This window comes from Arthrobacter sp. LAPM80 (assembly GCF_046736435.1).
GTDB lineage: Bacteria > Actinomycetota > Actinomycetes > Actinomycetales > Micrococcaceae > Specibacter.
The window spans coordinates 62,665-81,089 of the sequence record NZ_JBCHVD010000002.1 but is presented as its reverse complement, the minus strand read 5'-3'; the positions used below and the strand labels follow the sequence as shown (position 1 = coordinate 81,089).

Below are 18,425 nucleotides of genomic sequence, written 5' to 3'. Positions count from 1 at the left end.
TTCCGAACGGTACGCCAATGACGAAGCTGAGCGCCTGCCCGGAAATGAGCCAGCCGGTGGCCACACTTTACGGCCTCATCGAGGCAACCATGGAAAAGGCGCTTCAGGGCCCAGCCGAACTCTCGGTCGTGGAGTACACAGTCCTTGATGCTTTGAAGCGCCAGGACGGCTGGCACATGCGCATGCAGCAACTGGGCCGGGCCACGGAACTGACACCGGCAGGACTGGAGTTGCTGGAGGAAGCCCGTCCTGTCCCCGAGCAGGCACCGCTGGTTCAGGTTCTCCCCCAGCTCCACGCCGTCGTACCTCCCCCTGACTCGACGCAATCCGGCGGGGAAGCCAAAAAAACGAGGCCCCACGGAAAATTCCGCGGGGCCTCGCTTACTGAGTGAAGAATTACAGTGCTGCGTACACTTCGCGCAGCAGTGCGGCGGTCTCGGACGGCGTCTTGCCGACCTTCACGCCTGCAGCCTCAAGGGCTTCCTTCTTGGCCTGGGCCGTGCCCGCGGAGCCGGAGACAATGGCGCCGGCGTGGCCCATGGTCTTGCCCTCGGGAGCGGTGAAGCCTGCAACGTAGCCAACAACGGGCTTCGTGACGTGGGCCTTGATGTACTCGGCTGCGCGCTCCTCAGCGTCGCCGCCGATCTCACCGATCATCACGATGGCCAAGGTTTCCGGGTCGGCCTCGAACGCGGCCAGGGCGTCGATGTGGGTGGTGCCGATCACGGGGTCGCCACCGATGCCAATGGCGGTGGAGAAGCCCAGGTCGCGCAGCTCGAACATCATTTGGTAGGTCAAGGTACCGGACTTGGAAACCAAGCCGATGGGGCCCTTGCCCGTGATGTTGTTCGGGGTGATGCCGACAAGTGCTTCGCCGGGGGTGATGATGCCGGGGCAGTTCGGCCCGATGATGCGGGTGACCTGGTTGCCTGAAGCGTCAACCTTTGACTGGGCCAGTGCCCAGAACTCGGCAGAGTCCTGAACCGGCACGCCTTCGGTGATGACAACTACCAGCGGAACGCCGGCTTCGATGGCCTCAACAACAGCGTCCTTGGTAAATGCCGGGGGGACAAAGACGATGGAGACGTCGGCGCCCGTGGCGGCAACGGCTTCGGCAACTGCACCGAATACGGGCAGTTCAACGTCGCCGTGGACAACGGTGGTGCCGGCCTTGCGTGCGTTCACGCCGCCAACTACCTGGGTTCCTGCCTTGAGCATCAAGGCGGTGTGCTTGGTGCCTTCGCCGCCGGTGATGCCCTGGACGATGACCTTTGAATCTTTGTTCAAGAAGATAGACATGTGTTTTCTAGACCTCTACTTCGAAGCGTTGGCGAGCTCGGCAGCCTTGTCGGCGCCCTCGTCCATCGTGGCGGCCAGGGTGACCAACGGGTGGTTGGCTTCGTTGAGGATGCGGCGGCCTTCTTCAACGTTGTTGCCGTCGAGGCGGACAACCAGCGGCTTGTTGGCAGCTGAGCCGAGCTCGGCGAGAGCGCCGACAATGCCCTTGGCGACAGCGTCACAGGCGGTGATGCCACCGAAGACGTTCACGAAAACGCTCTTGACCTGGGGGTCATTGAGGATGACGTCCAAACCTGCGGCCATGACCTCGGCGGATGCTCCACCACCAATGTCCAGGAAGTTGGCGGGCTTGACGCCGCCGTGGTTTTCGCCTGCGTAGGCAACAACATCCAGCGTCGACATGACCAGGCCTGCACCGTTACCGATGACACCAACTTCGCCGTCGAGCTTGACGTAGTTCAAATCCGCAGCCTTAGCCTTGGCTTCGAGCGGGTCAGCAGCTGCTGCGTCCTCGAGGTCAAGGTGGTGCGGGTGACGGAAGTCAGCGTTCTCATCCAAGGAGACCTTGCCATCGAGAGCAACGATGTCACCGGCGCCGGTGAGAACCAGCGGGTTGACCTCAACGAGGGTTGCGTCTTCCTTCTTGAAGACGTCCCACAGCTTGATGATCGCGGCGGCAACCTTCGGTGCCAGCTCGGCGTTGAAACCGGCAGTGGCGACGATCTCGTCAGCCTTTGCTGCATCGATGCCGACGGCCGGGTCAACGGCAACGCGGGCCAAGGCCTCGGGGCGTTCGACAGCGAGTTCCTCGATCTCCATGCCGCCTTCCACCGAGCACATGGCCAGGTAGTTGCGGTTGGCGCGGTCCAGCAATACGGAGAAGTAGAACTCCTCGGCAATGTCTGCACCCTGGGCGATCATGACCGTGTTGACGGTGTGGCCCTTGATGTCCATGCCCAAGATCGCGGAGGCGTGCTCGAACGCTTCGTCAGCGGTCTTGGCAACTTTGACGCCGCCGGCCTTGCCTCGGCCACCGACCTTTACCTGTGCCTTGACGACGGTGACGCCGCCAATCTTCTCGGCTGCTGCCTTTGCTTCTTCAGGGGTGTGCGCAATGATGCCGGCCAACACGGGAACGCCGTGAGCCTCAAACATGTCGCGCGCCTGGTATTCAAACAGGTCCACGGATTGGTGTCCTTCTACGTCGAAGTAGTGATGTTGAGGGGCCTTGACCCCTTTCACACATTACCGTCTCACAGGTGAAGCACATATTTGGGGAGTTTGCCACAGTAATGTCAGGTTATTCCTCTCACAGGGGCCGCCGTTGGGCGCACGACGGCGGACCCCGCCACCGGCCTCCATCGGCCACTTTCGCTTCCCTCAAGGATGGGACGGCCGCCGCATTTTTTTATCCATCCATGCGGGAGCGCCGCAGAAATGGTTGGGTATTGGCCTGCTTTTTGCTGTTCCCTGCCCGTTTCTTCGCCACGGGAGGCTGGGCTCAGCCCGCGGTTGCGCCCGGCGCCGCGGGTTGCGAAGCGTCTGGGGCAGGGACCGCACCGAAAAGCTCGTATTTTCCTTCGGCAACAAAAAAACCGACGCCACTGGCCAGATTGGCGCACGCAACGCCGTCGTCCATCGGGGCGCAGCGGTAACCCTGGGCCTCAATGGCACTGCCCGGGGGCAGTACGGGGATGGCACCCATCACCTGATTGACGATTCCGCGGGGGCCGAAGGCCGCCTCGACGGCCGTGACCCCGGCCCGGCAGGCGCCATAAGTGGCAGCGTAGGGAGTGAGCAGGGCCGTACCTCCAAGGAAGCCGATGTTTGTTCCGGCGCAGTCCTCGTGCCGGGCGCCCGCCTGAACCTGTGGATAGCGGGCCATCTGGCAGTTGACCACCGGGACGAGCGGCGCCGCGGCATTGGCTTGGTCCGGGAAGTTGTTCGGCTCCCACGGCTGGTTGAGATTCCCGGCTCTTGAGGAGGTGAAAACACAGGCAATGCTGCGTGAGTCCGTGACAAACTGCGGCAATTCAGTCGCGCCGGAATCCCCCGTCGGGGCGTTGACGGGCGTCGCCTTCAGTCTGTCCGCGTAGGTCAGGGGAGCCGTGGGTCCATCGCTTGCGCCCGGTTGCCCGTCTCCCACCGGCACCGTGATGCACCCGGTGAGCATCGCGACGGCGGCCGCAGCCAGCAGGGCTGCCGCGGAACGCAAAGGGCTGCGCCGTCCAACAAGAACCCGGGCCGCAGCGGTGCCTGCCGCCTGCGCAGGCAGTGAAACCACCCCTACGGAGACCAGTCCAGGCACCCGAGCCAGCAAAAAGCCCATGGTGTAAGACCAACGGGGACGCGAGACCATGACGTTCCTCAAATGATGTGATTATGAAAGTAGGCGGGATGAGTTCCAGAAGGAATCGTAACGTTCTTGATCCTGGAAAAAATATAGGCCCAGGTCCCGTGCCTGGTTTTTACTCTTCCAGTGTCAATGGCGCGTAGCGCAGCAACAACCGCTTTTCACCAATCTCGAAACGCACCTTCGCCACGGATTTGTCCCCCGCACCACTGACTTCCAGCACCACACCCGTGCCAAATGAGGTGTGGTTGACTTTGTCTCCCACACTGACCGAGACGACTTCCTTTTGCGGCTGCACACGTCCTGCGGCAGTCCGGAGAGAAATGCTCGGCGGCAGGGAGCCCGAATCCAGCCCACCCACCGCCGTTCCGGCACCCCACGAGGAACCTGAGTACCGGCTGCTGCCAAAGTTGCCGGCAGCCGGTGCCATCCTGGCGGTGCCCTCGCGCTTCCACTCGATAAGTTCGGCCGGCACCTCCTCGATGAACTGGCTGGCCGGGTTGTATTGGCTCTGACCCCAGAGGCTGCGCACTTCCGAACGCGTCAGGTACAGGCGCTTGCGCGCACGGGTCAGCCCCACATACGCCAGGCGGCGCTCCTCGGCCAGTTCCTTCGGATCAGTTGCGGAGCGTGAATGCGGGAAGATGCCATGCTCCATGCCCGTCAGGAACACGACGGGGAATTCCAGCCCCTTGGCCGTGTGCAGGGTCATGAGCGTCACGACGCCCAAGCGCTTGGCCTCCGCGACGGCGGCCGCCGCCTCGGCTTCGGACCCGCCGGGCGCATCGGGGATCTGGTCGGCGTCGGCCACCAAGGAAACCTGCTCGAGGAACTCACCCAGCGTCCCTTCGGGGTTTTCCTGCCCAAATTCACGCACGACGGCGACAAGCTCGGCCAGGTTTTCCACGCGTGACTCGTCCTGCGGGTCGGTTGAGGTGCGCAGCGCCTCGAGGTAGCCGGTCTGTTCCAGGACGGCTTCCAGCGCTGTGGCGGGGCTGGAGGAGGCGGCAACCTCGCCGAGATCTGACATCATCTTCGCAAAGCTGTTGACGGCGTTCAGGGAGCGTGAGGCAATGCCGGGCGCTTCCTCGGCCCGGGCAAGGGCAGCGGAGAAGGAGATCCTTTCGCGCTCCGCGAGGGAAGCCACGGCGCCTTCGGCACGGTCGCCGATGCCGCGCTTGGGTTCGTTGAGAATCCTGCGCAGGTTCACGTCGTCGTCCGGGTTGACCAGGGCACGCAGGTAGGCGAGGGCGTCCTTGATTTCCTTGCGCTCATAAAAGCGGGTGCCACCCACCACACGGTAGGGCAGGCCGACGCGGACAAGGATGTCCTCGATGGCGCGTGACTGGGCGTTGGTGCGGTAGAAGATCGCGACATCGCCGGGGCGGATGTCTGTCTCGTCCTGGAGCCTGTCAATCTCCTTGGCAATAAACCTTGCTTCGTCGTGTTCGGACTCGGCAACGTAGCCGATGATCTTTTCGCCGTCGCCCTCGGCCGTCCACAGGCGCTTTTCGCGGCGGTTGGGGTTGCGCGAAATCACGGCGTTGGCAGCGGTCAGGATGTTCTGTGTGGAGCGGTAGTTCTGCTCCAGCTTAATGGTCTCGGCGGAGGGGTAGTCCTGTTCGAACTCCACAATGTTGCGGATGTCGGCGCCGCGGAAGGCATAAATGGACTGGTCGGAGTCGCCCACAACCGTCAGCTCGGCAGGGGCCCCCGTGCCGCCGTCGTCGGTGCCCACGATTTCCCGCACCAGGGCGTACTGGGCGTGGTTGGTGTCCTGGTACTCGTCAACGAGCACATGCCGGAAGCGGCGGCGGTAGTAGTCGGCCACGCCGGGGAAGGCCCGGAACATGTACACGGTTTGGGCGATGAGGTCATCAAAGTCCATGGCGTTCGCCTGGCGCAGACGTTGGGCGTAACCCTTATAGACCTCGGCCACTGCGGCGGAGAAGGGCTCATTGTGATTGGTATTGAGGGCGTTTTCCTCCTCGTCAATGAGCTCATTCTTCAAGGCCGAAATCTTGTGCATGATGGCCTTGGGCGCGAATTTCTTCGGGTCAAGGTCAAGGCCCTTGGACACGAGCGTGATGAGCCGCAGAGAATCGGCTGAATCATAAATGGAGAAGTTTGAGTTCAGCCCGATGGTCTTGGCCTCGCGGCGAAGGATCCGCACGCACGAGGAGTGGAATGTTGAAATCCACATGGACTTCGCGGCGTCGCCAATCAGCGCCTCGATGCGTTCACGCATCTCGGCGGCAGCCTTGTTGGTGAAGGTGATGGCAAGGATCTGGCCCGGGTGTGCCTGCCCGGTGGCCAGCAGGTACGCGATCCTGTGGCTGAGCACCCGGGTTTTGCCCGAACCGGCCCCGGCCACGATCAGCAGGGGTGTCCCGGAGTGCACCACGGCCGCTTCCTGCTGCGGGTTCATGCCCTCGAGCAGCCCGTCAGGATCCGGCCAGCGGCTGGTTCCCGGGTGGTCCTGGTTCCCGCCAAATCCGGCGTCCCTATGGTCGGGGTCGTGGTGCGGCTCCGCGCCCGGTTCACCGGCCGGTTCGCCACCAGACGACGGGCCGTTGCTGACGTGCTCGGGCATGTCTGCGCCGGGATCGTCCTGCTCAAAGTGCCGCCAGGCGGGCAGCCCGGTACCTGCACTGTGCGTGGGTTTGGGCTTTTGCGGGTAAGGGTCAAACAACATATCCATGGTGCCATCCAGTGTAGTTCGCCCCGCTGACAATCCCCGCGCGCCCGGTGAGGTTGGCGATAATGACGCCTCAGCCCCGGTGCGAGGCGTCATTATCTCCAACCTCAACGGTTGTGGCCTGCGGGTCAGGGAAGGGCGCCGCGTTCCAGTGCCGCCCTGAGCTGGACCACGGCGCCGGCGGGTCCGGCAACGAACCAATCAAGGCCATTGACCGCAACGACGGCGGTGTCCCCGCCCGCCGCCCGGACGATCCCCTTCCCCGGCAGCCAGTCCCAGGCCGGGCAGCTGTGCTGGAACCAGGCACCCAGCTCCCCCTGGGCCACCCGGGCCAGGTCGCACGATCCAGCGCCGAGCATGCGCAGCGTTTCCGGCAGCACGGCGGCCTGCTGCCACGGCAGGGCCGCCCTTGGCCGGGCAAGCCAGCCAGGGTGGATGTACGTTCCGGCGGACAACTGCCTGATGTTCTGGCTCGGGTCCACGCTGATCGGATGCCCATTGAGGGTGGCCGGGTGCGCCGTGCCACCCATCCACAGCTTGTCTTCCTGTGGCTGGTACACGGCGCCCAACAGCACCTCAGCGTCGGCGAGCGGGTCCGTCGTCGTGCCTGAATCCTGAAATGTCGGAGGTTCCACGAGGGCAAGTGCCACGCACCAATACGTCGATCCGCTGGCGAAGTTGTAAGTCCCGTCGACGGGGTCAACGACCCAGCACCGGCCCGAGGTGCCTTCATGCACGGCACCCTCCTCCCCGAGGATGGAATCGTGGGGGCGGGCGAGGCGCAGTTGTTCGAAGAGGTATTTTTCCGCAGCAAAGTCGGCGGACGTGGCGAAGTCGGCGGCATTGTTCTTGGTAAAGCTGCCGGCCCGGAGCTCGGCCAAGCCCTCCGCACGGATGGAGTGTGCAAGGGCACCTGCGTGGCGGATGAGTTTCGCCGCCAAATCGGCGTCGTTGGTCGCGGAGCTGGGATCTGTTGCCATGGGCCAAGCCTAATCTGGGCGATAATGGATTCATGGCTAAGACTCCCGCCCAACGTGCGGCAAAACATGGCAATACCGCCACACCCCCCACCACTCCCGCGCTCAACACCAGCACCCAGCGTTCCCCGCAGAAGGCGCAGGGCAACGCCAACATGCTCCTGATTGCCGGTTCGGTGGCCACCTTGTTCCTCTTCGGGTACCTGCACCTGCTGACCCTGAACCAGATGACGGATCTTTCCAACGGCCTGGCCATGCCGGACTCCATGATCTTCGGTTTCGACGTTTCCCAGGTTGAGGCTTTGCGCACAGCCATGGACTCCGACGCCCTGGGCCAGCTGCAATTCGTGCACAAGACCGCCGGAATGCTGTTCCCGCTGGTGTTCGGCATCGTCTCCTTGACGGTGATCGCCATGAACGTGGCCAAGAAGTCGCTGCGCCGCATGATGTGGGTTGTCCCGGTCCTGTTCGCCGTGGTGCAGCTCTGGACAAACGTGGCCATTGACACCATGCTCGGCGCCAAAATCCTCGATCTCGGTGCGGTTTCCCTGGCCTCGACCCTTGTCTCGCTGAGCTGGCTGCTGCTGGTCCTGAGCCTTGCGACAATAGGTGTTGCGCTCTTCCTCGGACGCAAGCGGAGCAAGGCCGTGGCACAGGTCTAGGGGCCGGATTCAGGCACTCGTTTTTTGCTTGGTTGCCAGTTCCGCTAGGCTGGGTGACGCGCCTCTGTAGTCCAATGGATAAGACAGCCCTCTCCTAAAGGGCAAATCCGGGTTCGATCCCCGGCGGGGGCACTTTTAATGCCCGCAATTAATCGAACCCGCGGCCGCCTTTTTTGAGGCCGGCCGCGGGTTCTGTTGCAGACAGCAAGGACGGCCCATGACCCCTGGCACAGGCCCGGTTTCTTCACACCCACCCAACCCCGTCCCTACGTCAGGGCGCGGCGTGGCGGTTTCTCTCACCGCATCCGTCCTTTTCGCCGTCATCTTCCTCCTTGCGGGACTGTTGCCGGGCTGGGGTGCCGAGGAAATCTTCGGCTGGCGCATCGTCCTGACCCTTGCCACGCTGTCGGTGATCCTGCCCTTCATGCCCACGGCGCGTGCCGAAGCCCGCTCGCTGGCGATGAGGGTCCGACGTCGGCCCTCCCTGGCCCTGTTGGGGGTGCTTGCAGCGTTGCTGGTGGGCGTGCAGCTGTGGCTGTTCATGTGGGCACCGCTGAACAACATGGCGTTGTCAGTGTCCTTTGGCTACTTCCTGCTGCCGCTGACGATGGTGCTGGCGGGCCGGGTCTTCTTTGCCGACAGGCTCAGCCCGCTGCGAAAGGTGGCGGTCGCCGCGGCTGCCGTCGGTGTGGCGCACCAGGCGTTCTCGGCCGGCGGGCTGGCCTGGCCGACCCTGCTGGTGTGCCTTGGATACCCCATTTACTTTGTGTTGAGGCGCAGGATCGGCTTCGACAACCTGGCTGCCTTTGCCGCTGAGCTGCTGGTCCTGCTGCCGGTGGGCGTCTATTTCATTGTGGCGGGCCCGCACGGGATTGGCGCCGGTTTCGGCGCCGGTTCCGCCAGCATGTGGGCCGTCGGGGCCATCGGCGTGCTCGGCGGCCTGGCCATGGCGTTGTATTTGCTGGCCAGCAAGTGGCTGCCGCTGTCCCTGTTCGGGCTGCTGGGGTACGTTGAGCCGGTGTTGCTGGTGGGAGTTTCAGTCCTTCTAGGCGAGAGCCTGGGGTGGTCCTCGCTGCTGACGTATGGGCCCATCTTGGTGGCTCTGCTCCTCCTCGGTCTTGATGGCCGGCGATCCTCGCGCGTTCCCGGCCTGTGATTCTTGGGAGAATGGTGCCATGACAATCACGAAGACCGCCATCCTGTTCACCCTTGCCGCGGTGGCCGAGATTGGCGGGGCCTGGTTGATCTGGCAGGCCGTGCGCGAGGACAAGGCCTGGTGGTGGGCAGCCTTGGGCGTTGTGGCCCTTGGCGCCTATGGATTCATCGCCACACTGCAGGCCGACGCGAACTTTGGCCGGGTCCTGGCTGCCTATGGCGGTGTCTTCATTGCCGGATCCCTGATCTGGGGCATGATCTTCGATAAGTTCAGCCCCGATCGCTGGGACGTGATTGGCGCACTGATCGCGCTGGCGGGCGTCAGCGTCATCATGTTCGCCCCGCGCGCCGCCTGACCCACCCGGCCTGACCCACCCCTACCCGCGAACGTACATTAGATGCCAATGTCCGCAACAAACATTGCCATCTAATGTACGTTCGATGCGGGAATAGTGGGGAACCGTGCACCGATAGGATCGAAGGCGTGAAAAATATCCTCAAGGTCTCAGCTGTCTGCGTTTACGATCCCGACGGCAGGCTGTTGACCGTGCGCAAGCAGGGCACCACCAAGTTCATGCATCCCGGCGGCAAGCCAGAGCAGGGTGAAAGTGCTGCCGAGGCCGGCGTGCGTGAATTGGCCGAGGAAGTCGGCATCGAGATCGCCGCCGCCGAACTGGAACTCTTGGGCATCTGGACGGGCACTGCCGCCAACGAGTCCAACACTGACATCGAGGCCACCGTTTTCACCGCCCCGGGCAGCTGGGACGCCGAAACAATACGCCCGACGGCGGAAATCGCCGAGTTGCGCTGGATGGACCCGGCCCGTGCCGAGGACTTCGGGGACCTCGCCCCGCTCCTGACCGAGTACGTCCTCCCCCGCCTCCGGCAGCCCTAATCCGCAGCTGTGACGCCGGGAAGGAACGAAAGGACGACGGGTCAGTCTTCCGTATCCGCCGCATCGGTCACGGCGGCCACTGCCTGGGCGAACTGGGTGTCGTGCAGCTCGGCGTAGCGGCCGCCCGCGCCGATGAGTTCCTCATGCGTGCCGCGTTCGACGATCTGTCCAGCCTCGAGCACCAGGATGACGTCGGCCGAGCGGATGGTGGAGAGCCTGTGCGCAATGACAAGAGCTGTCCGCCCCTCCAAGGCCTCGGTCAGCGCTGCCTGGACCGCAGCCTCGTTCGTCGAGTCAAGGGCCGCCGTGGCCTCATCCAAAATTACGACGGCGGGCTGGACCAGCAGCAGCCGGGCGATGGTCAGGCGTTGGCGTTCGCCACCGGAAAGCCTGTAGCCGCGCTCCCCCACCACGGTGTCAAGGCCGTCCGGCAGGGCCTTGGCGAAATCTTCCAGACGGGCCCTGTGCAGCACATCCCAAATCTCGGCGTCCGTTGCCGACGGCTTGGCCAGGCGCAGGTTGGATCCGATGGTTTCGTGGAACAGGTGCCCGTCCTGGGTGACCATGCCAACCCCTGCGCGCAGCCCGTCGAAGGACAGGTCCCGAACGTCAACGCCGCCAAGGGTCACGGTGCCGGAGTCGGCGTCGTACAGGCGGGAAACCAGTTGGGCAATGGTGGATTTTCCGGCACCCGAGGAGCCCACCAGCGCTATGGTCTGCCCCGGTTCGGCCCTGAAGGAAATCCCGTGCAGGACCTCCTCGCCGCCGCGGCTGTCAAGCACGGCAACGTCCTCCAGCGAGGCGAGCGAGACCTTGTCAGCCGAGGGGTAGGCGAAGCGCACATTGTTGAATTCAACGCCCAGCGGCCCGTCGGGCAGGGCGGTTGTGGTGGGCTTTTCGGTGATCAGGGGCTTAAGATCCAGGATCTCAAAGACCCTATCGAAGCTGACAAGCGCGCTCATGATGTCCACCCGGGCATTGGCCAAGGCGGTGAGCGGGGCGTACAGGCGGGTCAGCAGCAGGGCCAGCACGACGACGTCGCCCGGGTTGAGCGAACCGCCGATGGCCAGCGCGCCACCTAGGCCATACACGAGTGCCAACGCCAGGGAGGAGACCAGCATCAGGGCCGTGAAGAACACGAACTGCATGATGGCCGTGCGTACGCCGATGTCCCGGACCCGGCTGGCGCGGGCGGAAAACTCGCGTGATTCATCGGCGGGGCGGCCGAAAAGCTTCACGAGGGTGGCCCCCGGTGCAGAAAATCGCTCGGTCATCTGGGTGCTCATGTCGGCGTTCAGATCGGCGGCCTCGCGGCGCAGCCCGGCCAGCCTGCGGCCGAAACGGCGCGCAGGCATGAGGAAGATCGGCAGCAGGACAATGGCCAGCAGTGTCACAAGCCAGGATGTGTTCAGCATGACGATCAGCGTCAGAATGAGCTGGACCGAGTTTGAAACAATGCCCGACAGTGTGCCGGAAAAAGCCTGTTGGGCACCGATGACGTCGTTGTTCAGGCGGCTGACAAGCGCGCCCGTGCGGGTCCGGGTGAAGAACGCGATGGGCATGCGCTGCACGTGGTCAAAGACCGCCGTGCGCAGGTCAAGGATGACGCCTTCGCCAAGGTTCGCCGAGATCCAGCGGATCACCAGCGACAGGCCTGCGTCGAGCACCGCGACAATCGCGATCAGCACCGCAAGCTTCACCACCACGTCGACGGCGGTTTTCGCCACGATCGCGTCAATCACCTGTCCGGCCAGCACCGGGGTGGCTACAGCGAGCGCCGCCGATATCACCGACAGCACCACAAAGACCAGCAGCTTGCGGCTGTAGGGCTTGGCGAAAAGAATTGTCCGGCGCAGGGTGTCCTTCGCGATGCCGCCGTTGGACTTGTCCGAGCGCATGGTGCTCCAAAGTGAGCTCCAGGCCGCGCCTTCCATACTCATGCGTGTGTTCCTTAATCATTAAGAGGCCAAGCTATAAGCCTAACGTCCGGCACCGACACCGGCATTCCCCACCGGAGGAATGCCGGAGTACGACGCCGGGCTGCCGCCACCTCAGCAGCGAGGGCCCACCCGGGCCTGGAGAGAGACATCACATGCGTCACAATTGTCCCCTGATCCGAAATATTTGCCGCTCCTTCCGGGTTGCCCAGTAGTAGCCTCCAGTCATGGACGGGCCGAGCCAAGCATCCCCGCGGATCCTTCCTCCGGACGGATCCCCCACAGCAAAGGAACACCACCGCATGAACCGTCGCAGCGTTGGACTTGCTGGCCTGTTGGCCGCGGCATCCCTGGTTCTGGCGGCGTGCGGCGGCGCAGGCGGAACGCCCGGGGCCGACACGTCCCTGGGCAGCGTGAAGGAGTCCGGCGAGATGGTGTTTGGCACGGAGGGCACCTACAAGCCGTTCACCTTCCACGCGTCCGGCACCGGCGCACTTACCGGATACGACGTCGAGGTTGCCACGGCTGTCGCGGGAAAGCTCGGCGTGAAGGCGAACTTTGCGGAAACCCAGTTCGATTCCCTCTTTGCCGGGCTGACAACCAAGCGCTTCGACGCGATAGCCAACCAGGTCTCGGTGAACCCCACCCGGGTCGAAAAGTATGAGCTGTCCATCCCGTACACAGTCTCCCGCGGCGTCATTGTCGTCAGGGACAACAACACCAGCATCACGGCGTTCACGGACCTGAAGGGCGCAACCACGGCACAGTCATTGACAAGCAACTGGTACACACTGGCCCTGAGCAGCGGCGCGAAGGTCGAGGCCGTAGAGGGCTGGGCGCAGTCTGTGTCGTTGTTGAAGGACGGCCGGGTTGATGCCCTCGTCAACGACAAGCTCACAGTCCTTGACTACCTGAAGAACAATCCCGACTCCGGGCTGAAAATCGCCGCCACGACCACCGACACGTCGGACTCCGTGTTTGCCCTCCGCAGGGGCTCGGTTGCGCTGACAGGCGCCGTCGACACTGCCCTGAAACAGCTGTCCGCCGACGGAACCCTGGCCAAGCTCGGCGAAAAGTACTTTGGCCAGGATGTCAGCCGTTGACCCGGCGGCCGGGCCGCACCATTATCGAAAAGATCGGGGGTTAGAGTTCAGCCATGGACTTTAATTTATTTTGGAGTTCTCTAGGGCCCCTGCTCCTTGGCGCCGTCCAGGGCACCATTCCGCTGGCACTAGCATCCTTCGCCCTGGGCCTGCTGATCGCACTGCTTGTCGCCGTCATGCGCATCAGCAACAACAGGCTGGCCAACGGCGTCGCACGTGTTTATGTGTCGGTCATCCGCGGGACCCCCCTGCTGGTCCAGCTGTACGTGATCTTCTTCGGACTTCCTGCCATCGGGGTCATGATCAATCCCTGGCCCAGCGCCATCATCGCCTTCTCCTTGAATGTTGGCGGCTACGCGGCCGAGGTCATCCGGGCGGCCATCCTCTCTGTGCCGCGCGGGCAGTGGGAGGCCGGGCACATGATCGGCATGTCGCGCAACCAGACGCTGCTGCGGATCATCTTGCCCCAGGCCGCCCGCGTTTCGGTCCCGCCGCTGTCCAACACGTTCATATCGCTCGTGAAGGACACGTCCCTTGCATCCCTGATCCTTGTTACCGAGATGTTCAGGGTGGCACAGCAGATTGCCGCGTTCAGCGAGGAGTTCATGCTGTTGTACCTGGAAGCCGGCCTGATCTACTGGGCCATCTGCCTTGTTTTGTCGACTGCCCAGACCCGGGTGGAAAAGAGGTTGGACCGCTATGTCGCCCACTGATTCAGTCCTTCAGGTCCGCGGCCTGTCCAAGTCGTTCGGCACCAACACGGTGCTGCGCGGCATCGACCTGGATGTCCCGCGCGGCAAGGTTGTGGCGCTCATCGGCCCCTCGGGCTCCGGCAAGACAACCATCCTGCGTTCCCTCAACGGCCTTGAAATGCCCGACGCCGGGCAGGTCACCGTGGGTGCCCGCGGCACCACCACCGATGGTGCGGCAGGCAGCGGCGGGGGCCCCGGCGTCGAACGTCCCTTGCCTGCACTGACACTGGACTTTGATGAAAAGGTGACACCCAAGGAGGTTGCCGCGCTGCGCGACCGCAGTGCCATGGTGTTCCAGCACTACAACTTGTTTCCGCACAAGACCGTCCTGCAAAACGTGATCGAGGGCCCCGTCCAGGTTCACAAGCGTCCGCGCGCGGAGGCCGTGGCCGACGCTGAGGCACTGTTGGCCCGGGTGGGTCTGGCGGAGAAGCGCGACGCGTACCCGTTCGAGCTGTCGGGCGGCCAACAGCAGCGCGTTGGCATTGTCCGTGCGCTCGCCTTGAAGCCGCAGCTGCTGCTCTTTGACGAACCCACCTCCGCGCTGGACCCGGAGCTGGTGGACGACGTCCTTGCCGTCATCAAGGAGCTCGCGGACGAGGGCTGGACCATGGTGATCGTGACCCACGAACTCGCCTTTGCCCGGCAGACGGCGGACGAGGTGGTGTTCATGGACGGCGGGGTGGTGGTCGAACGCGGCCCGGCCAGCCAGGTGCTGCGCAACCCGCGGGAAGAACGCACCCAGGCCTTCGTGGGCCGGCTCCTGCGCGAAAACTAGCCGTCGGTTCATCCTGCGGGCGGTGGATGATTCCACCAGGGACTGAACCACAGCGGTCTCCGGCACGCCTGGCGGACACCCGGTGCTGCCGATTACCCCGGCAGTCGTCACAATCGGGCCATGGGCAGCACAACCCATCGCGGACGCCGCAGCCGTACCGTATCTTGGAACAGAGTTGCTCCCTTTGCCCTTCGTTTGAGGGCACTCCGACCTTGCACCAGGGGAATTCCATGACTGCTCCAGCCACACCGCGCCCGATCGTTTTACGCCGGGTCCAGCTCAGCACTGCCGCCTGGCAGCTGCTGTGCGAAGCGACAAGCGCCACACTGGGACTGGCCACAGCACCGGCGGAGGGCATCCGTTCAACTCCCCTGACCGAGGAAGCCGCGGCAGCCGGATGGGCTGAATTGAACGAACTCGGCATGTCCCCGGCGGCAGGTGAGGTGGCACGGCAGTGGGCGGGCGCCGTCGCACTTCTTCTGACGGCACCCATCACGGTCACGGCCCGGGCCACCTACAACGGCGTGAGCACCACCAGTGTGCTGGGGCTGCGGGCGGGGCGCGGGCTTGCCTGCCACCAGCGGCACCTGTCAGAACGCCGCGGGCAGGGCACCGTCATCACCGGCAGCGAGGACAGCCTGGAAATCACCTTGTTCGATGAGGAAAACGTATGGGGTGCCACGGCCCGCCTGCTGCCGCCGCTGGACGTTGTGCGGGCAGCGGCGCACGCCGCGCCGATGGATGCGGAGCCGGCAGTGGTTCTCGGCGCCGGAACCGGCCCGGCAACCCTCGCCGAACCGGCCGCAAGCCTTGTCAATGACGAGGACGCCAACATCACCCTCAGCGTCGTGACGGCGGCACAGGGCCACCCGAACCGGGTTTGGGCCGGCATGTGGTCGGTGAAGGACGACCATTTGTATTCGGTGGCAACCCGCGGGGGCGACAACCCCGAGCTGCGCCTGACCGAGGTTCCCGCGGGACACATTGCCAACGAACTCCTCTTTGCCGTGGTCGGGGCGCACGACGCACTGGCCTCCCTCGGGACGGGCAACACACAATGACCGCCGGAATGCAGGGGCTTGACCCGCAGGACTGCCGCGACTTCGTCAAATTGCTGAAAAATTCGGCGCACCAGCTGGACGGGGCAACAGCGCAGCTGAACCAGACCGTTTCACGCACCGGCTGGCAGGGCCCGGACAGCCAGCGGTTCAGAGCGCAGTGGCCGGGAAACCGCAGCCGCCTGCAGCAAACGGCCAGGGAACTTCAGGATCTGGCCGCGGTGGTGCTGCGCAACATCGAAGAGCAGGAACGGGCCAGCGCAGTGGACGGCGGCGGTCCCTTGGCCGAGCTGATCGACGGGGCCAAGGACCTGTGGGATGACGTCACCGAAGGTGTCGGCAACGTGGTCGACGGCGTCAAGGACGGTGTTGCCGGCGCGGTCGACGTGGTCAAGGACGGGCTCGGTTGGCTTCGTGAGGAGATCAAGGCCAGCCCAATTTTTCAGGCGAATGCAAACGTTTTCGGCAACCTGGCACACCTGTTCTCCCTGCCCTTCCAACCCTTGTGGGGAGATCCGCCGTCGCTCTTGTCCGTGGTTACCTCCGTTATACTCGTGGGCGGTGGCTTGGTGGACGCAAGCGTCACCAACGTGACGGGGGGCCTGGTCAACCTGAACTTGTTCCGGGAATCCGAGCCGAAGGTGGGAACCCCAACTGCTGTCGGGCACAGCAGTGATGTCCCATTGCAGCAGCCAACGAGCGTGGCAAAAATCTTCGACGGGGTACTGGGCGCCTACTCAGCCACGGACGCCGACGGAAATCAAAGCGCCAGCGTACGAATCGTCAAGGTCGAACAGCCTGATGGATCATTCGCATACATCGTGAACGTGCCCGGTACGGAAACCAACTCAGCCAATGGAAATAAGAACCCCTTGGACTACACGAGCAACCTTAGGCTTGTCTCGGGTCAATCCTCGGCCGCGAGCAAAGCTGTTGCCGAGGCCATGGCGAATGCTGGTATTCCCTCGAATGCGCCGGTGATGTTGGTTGGCCACAGCCAGGGGGGCATGATCGCCCAGGAACTGGCAACAGATAAGTCGTTCACACAAAAATTCAATGTGACCAACGTACTGACCGCCGGGTCACCAACCCAGCCCTATGCAATTGATCCCGGCATCAATTACCTGGCCATTGCCCACACTCACGATATAGTTCCACTTTTCGACGGCCAAGGACTATTAGCCTCGGGCAAGGTCTACCACCAGCCGCCCAACGTCAACATTGTCTATACCGACAATCCCGCGTTCAACGGCTCCCCTGGGGAATTCGTCCCTGCCATGCACGACCAGAACACCTATAGGGCAGACTTGACGCAGACAGCAAAATACTCCGGCATCGCAGACTTTGAAAACAGCAAGTCAACCCAGAGGTTCATGACGGAGGACCCCTCCAAGGTCTCAGCCGTTGACGTTGCTTTCAGCCGCTAGGGGCCATGATGAGGAAGAGAATGCTACGAAAAATTGCTACTGTCATAATTGTGGGACTTCTAACGTGGCTCTTGGGATCATGCGGCGCCAGCACCCCTCAAGCGGCCGGGGACACCTTTGTCACGAATGCCACTGCTGGTCTGGATGCTGTTCCAAACGTTGTGACGAGCACCGTCAGGTACACGGATCCGGGCGGAATGGGCGCCACGATCACAGTCCGTGTCACAGCGTCCCCGACCGCCGAACTGGAAACCGTCCTTGGAGATTCACTCAGGGCTTTTTCCAGCGCGTCAGGGGCGCTCAAACCACTCAGCCCGGTCTATTTCTACGTTTTCCCGGAGGGTGCCCAGGAGACCGGAATCCGTCCTGATGCGCTTGGCCTTGACCCATCCCCCACCGTCGAAGCCATCCGCGGGTTCGCGAACAAGTAGTGATCAGCCCACGCGCCCGGGATGCGTGTACACATTCATGGTTTTGCCGCGGCTGAATCCCACAAGGGTCACCCCGGACTCCTGTGCCAGTTCCACTGCCAGGGACGACGGCGCACTCACGGCCGCGAGGACCGGCACCCCCGCCATCGCGGCCTTTTGCACGAGCTCAAACGAGGCGCGGCCCGAGACCTGGAGAATGGTGTTGGCCAGCGGCAGCTGCTTGTCCCGGAACGCCGCACCAACCACTTTGTCCACAGCATTGTGCCGACCCACGTCCTCGCGCAGGCTCAGCAGTTCGCCATCGGCGGCGAACAGGCCTGCAGCATGGACGCCGCCTGTCTTTTCAAATAGCTTTTGCTGCTCTCGCAGGGTGTCGGGCAGCCCGGCCAACACGGATGCTTCGATCAACGGCTCATCAGGGTCTGCGCCGATGCCGAAGTGCGAGGACTTGCGCACTGCATCTATGGATGCGGTGCCACAGATCCCGCACGCGCTTGACGTGGTCACGTGGCGGTGGGCCGCCGGCAGCGGCATTGCCACGTCAGGGCGCAGCTGGGCCTCGACCACGTTGAACGTCTGCTGTCCGTTTTCGTCCTCCCCGGCGCAAAAACGCAACGAAATCAGTTGTGCCGGCTCAAAAATGATGCCCTCGGACAGCAGGAAACCCGCCACCAGGTCAAAATCATCGCCGGGAGTGCGCATGGTGACGCTGAAAGATTCGTTCCCCAACCGGATTTCCAGCGGCTCCTCAGCAGCCAAGGCCTCCTCGCGTACAACGCGGCGGCCTCCGGCCACGTCAATCTTGAGGGCCTTAACCCGTTGAACCAGTCGTCCCACTACATCCTCCCAAATGCTTATGCGTCTATGATCAGACTAGATCCTCAACGGTGAAGGGACACA

Annotated in this window: 17 protein-coding genes, 1 tRNA gene and 1 pseudogene; 12 read left to right on the top strand and 7 right to left on the bottom strand. The window is 63.5% G+C overall.

From position 1 onward, the window contains the following. Positions 1-17: 17 nt before the first annotated feature. Positions 18-302, top strand: a pseudogene (locus AAGW05_RS02745) (hypothetical protein); the annotation flags it as partial. A 94-nt stretch (positions 303-396) separates the two neighbouring features. Here the strand turns inward: AAGW05_RS02745 and sucD are convergent. The 5 genes from sucD to AAGW05_RS02720 all read right to left on the bottom strand — a co-directional run bounded on the left by sucD (position 397) and on the right by AAGW05_RS02720 (position 7,330). Next, positions 397-1,299 carry a succinate--CoA ligase subunit alpha gene (gene sucD / locus AAGW05_RS02740; protein ID WP_411802939.1) on the bottom strand — a complete coding sequence of 301 codons (903 nt, stop codon included), beginning with the start codon at positions 1,297-1,299 and terminating at the stop codon, positions 397-399. Positions 1,300-1,314: 15 nt separating this feature from the next. Next, a complete protein-coding gene (sucC, locus tag AAGW05_RS02735) occupies positions 1,315-2,484 on the bottom strand; it encodes an ADP-forming succinate--CoA ligase subunit beta (RefSeq protein WP_411802938.1) in 1,170 nt (389 codons plus the stop codon). 316 nt (positions 2,485-2,800) lie between these two features. Then, the gene (locus tag AAGW05_RS02730) at positions 2,801-3,658 is read right to left on the bottom strand and encodes a hypothetical protein (protein ID WP_411802937.1); all 858 of its coding nucleotides are present in this window, start codon (positions 3,656-3,658) and stop codon (positions 2,801-2,803) included. Positions 3,659-3,767: 109 nt separating this feature from the next. Next, on the bottom strand, positions 3,768-6,347 hold the full coding sequence (pcrA, locus tag AAGW05_RS02725) for a DNA helicase PcrA (protein WP_411803186.1): 2,580 nt from the start codon (positions 6,345-6,347) through the stop codon (positions 3,768-3,770). A gap of 131 nt (positions 6,348-6,478) precedes the next feature. Beyond that, the gene (locus tag AAGW05_RS02720) at positions 6,479-7,330 is read right to left on the bottom strand and encodes an inositol monophosphatase family protein (RefSeq protein WP_411802936.1); all 852 of its coding nucleotides are present in this window, start codon (positions 7,328-7,330) and stop codon (positions 6,479-6,481) included. A gap of 32 nt (positions 7,331-7,362) precedes the next feature. Between AAGW05_RS02720 and AAGW05_RS02715 the strand changes: the two genes are divergently transcribed. The 5 genes from AAGW05_RS02715 to AAGW05_RS02695 all read left to right on the top strand — a co-directional run bounded on the left by AAGW05_RS02715 (position 7,363) and on the right by AAGW05_RS02695 (position 10,039). After that, positions 7,363-7,989 carry a hypothetical protein gene (locus AAGW05_RS02715; protein WP_411802935.1) on the top strand — a complete coding sequence of 209 codons (627 nt, stop codon included), beginning with the start codon at positions 7,363-7,365 and terminating at the stop codon, positions 7,987-7,989. Positions 7,990-8,049: 60 nt separating this feature from the next. Then, positions 8,050-8,121: transfer RNA gene (locus AAGW05_RS02710), tRNA-Arg, on the top strand. An 85-nt stretch (positions 8,122-8,206) separates the two neighbouring features. After that, positions 8,207-9,145, top strand: coding sequence for an EamA family transporter RarD (gene rarD, locus AAGW05_RS02705; protein WP_411802934.1), 939 nt, complete (start codon positions 8,207-8,209; stop codon positions 9,143-9,145). Between the two features lie 19 nt (positions 9,146-9,164). Next, a complete protein-coding gene (locus AAGW05_RS02700; protein ID WP_411802933.1) occupies positions 9,165-9,500 on the top strand; it encodes a YnfA family protein in 336 nt (111 codons plus the stop codon). Between the two features lie 128 nt (positions 9,501-9,628). Then, a complete protein-coding gene (locus AAGW05_RS02695; RefSeq protein ID WP_411802932.1) occupies positions 9,629-10,039 on the top strand; it encodes an NUDIX hydrolase in 411 nt (136 codons plus the stop codon). A 41-nt stretch (positions 10,040-10,080) separates the two neighbouring features. Here AAGW05_RS02695 and AAGW05_RS02690 read toward each other — a convergent pair whose 3' ends face one another. Then, on the bottom strand, positions 10,081-11,979 hold the full coding sequence (locus tag AAGW05_RS02690) for an ABC transporter ATP-binding protein (protein WP_411802931.1): 1,899 nt from the start codon (positions 11,977-11,979) through the stop codon (positions 10,081-10,083). A gap of 299 nt (positions 11,980-12,278) precedes the next feature. Here AAGW05_RS02690 and AAGW05_RS02685 point away from each other — a divergent pair, with 299 nt between their 5' ends. The 6 genes from AAGW05_RS02685 (at position 12,279) to AAGW05_RS02660 (ending at position 17,525) form a co-directional block, all read left to right on the top strand. Next, the gene (locus AAGW05_RS02685) at positions 12,279-13,079 is read left to right on the top strand and encodes a transporter substrate-binding domain-containing protein (protein ID WP_411802930.1); all 801 of its coding nucleotides are present in this window, start codon (positions 12,279-12,281) and stop codon (positions 13,077-13,079) included. Between the two features lie 53 nt (positions 13,080-13,132). After that, positions 13,133-13,792 (top strand): amino acid ABC transporter permease, encoded by a 660-nt coding sequence (locus AAGW05_RS02680; RefSeq protein ID WP_411802929.1) that lies wholly within the window; start codon positions 13,133-13,135, stop codon positions 13,790-13,792. Then, complete coding sequence (locus AAGW05_RS02675; RefSeq protein ID WP_411802928.1) at positions 13,779-14,609, top strand: amino acid ABC transporter ATP-binding protein; 831 nt, start codon at positions 13,779-13,781, stop codon at positions 14,607-14,609. The genes AAGW05_RS02680 and AAGW05_RS02675 overlap by 14 nt, the downstream gene beginning before the upstream one ends. Positions 14,610-14,839: 230 nt before the next feature. Then, positions 14,840-15,670 carry a hypothetical protein gene (locus AAGW05_RS02670; protein ID WP_411802927.1) on the top strand — a complete coding sequence of 277 codons (831 nt, stop codon included), beginning with the start codon at positions 14,840-14,842 and terminating at the stop codon, positions 15,668-15,670. Positions 15,671-15,678: 8 nt separating this feature from the next. After that, positions 15,679-17,094: a hypothetical protein gene (locus AAGW05_RS02665; RefSeq protein ID WP_411802926.1), complete on the top strand. Its 1,416-nt coding sequence runs from the start codon at positions 15,679-15,681 to the stop codon at positions 17,092-17,094. Between the two features lie 50 nt (positions 17,095-17,144). Continuing rightward, positions 17,145-17,525, top strand: a complete 381-nt coding sequence (locus AAGW05_RS02660) for a hypothetical protein (RefSeq protein ID WP_411802925.1) — start codon at positions 17,145-17,147, stop codon at positions 17,523-17,525. A 3-nt stretch (positions 17,526-17,528) separates the two neighbouring features. On the opposite strand, the gene fdhD is transcribed toward AAGW05_RS02660, so the two are convergent. After that, positions 17,529-18,362: a formate dehydrogenase accessory sulfurtransferase FdhD gene (fdhD, locus tag AAGW05_RS02655; protein ID WP_411802924.1), complete on the bottom strand. Its 834-nt coding sequence runs from the start codon at positions 18,360-18,362 to the stop codon at positions 17,529-17,531. Positions 18,363-18,425: the final 63 nt, after the last annotated feature.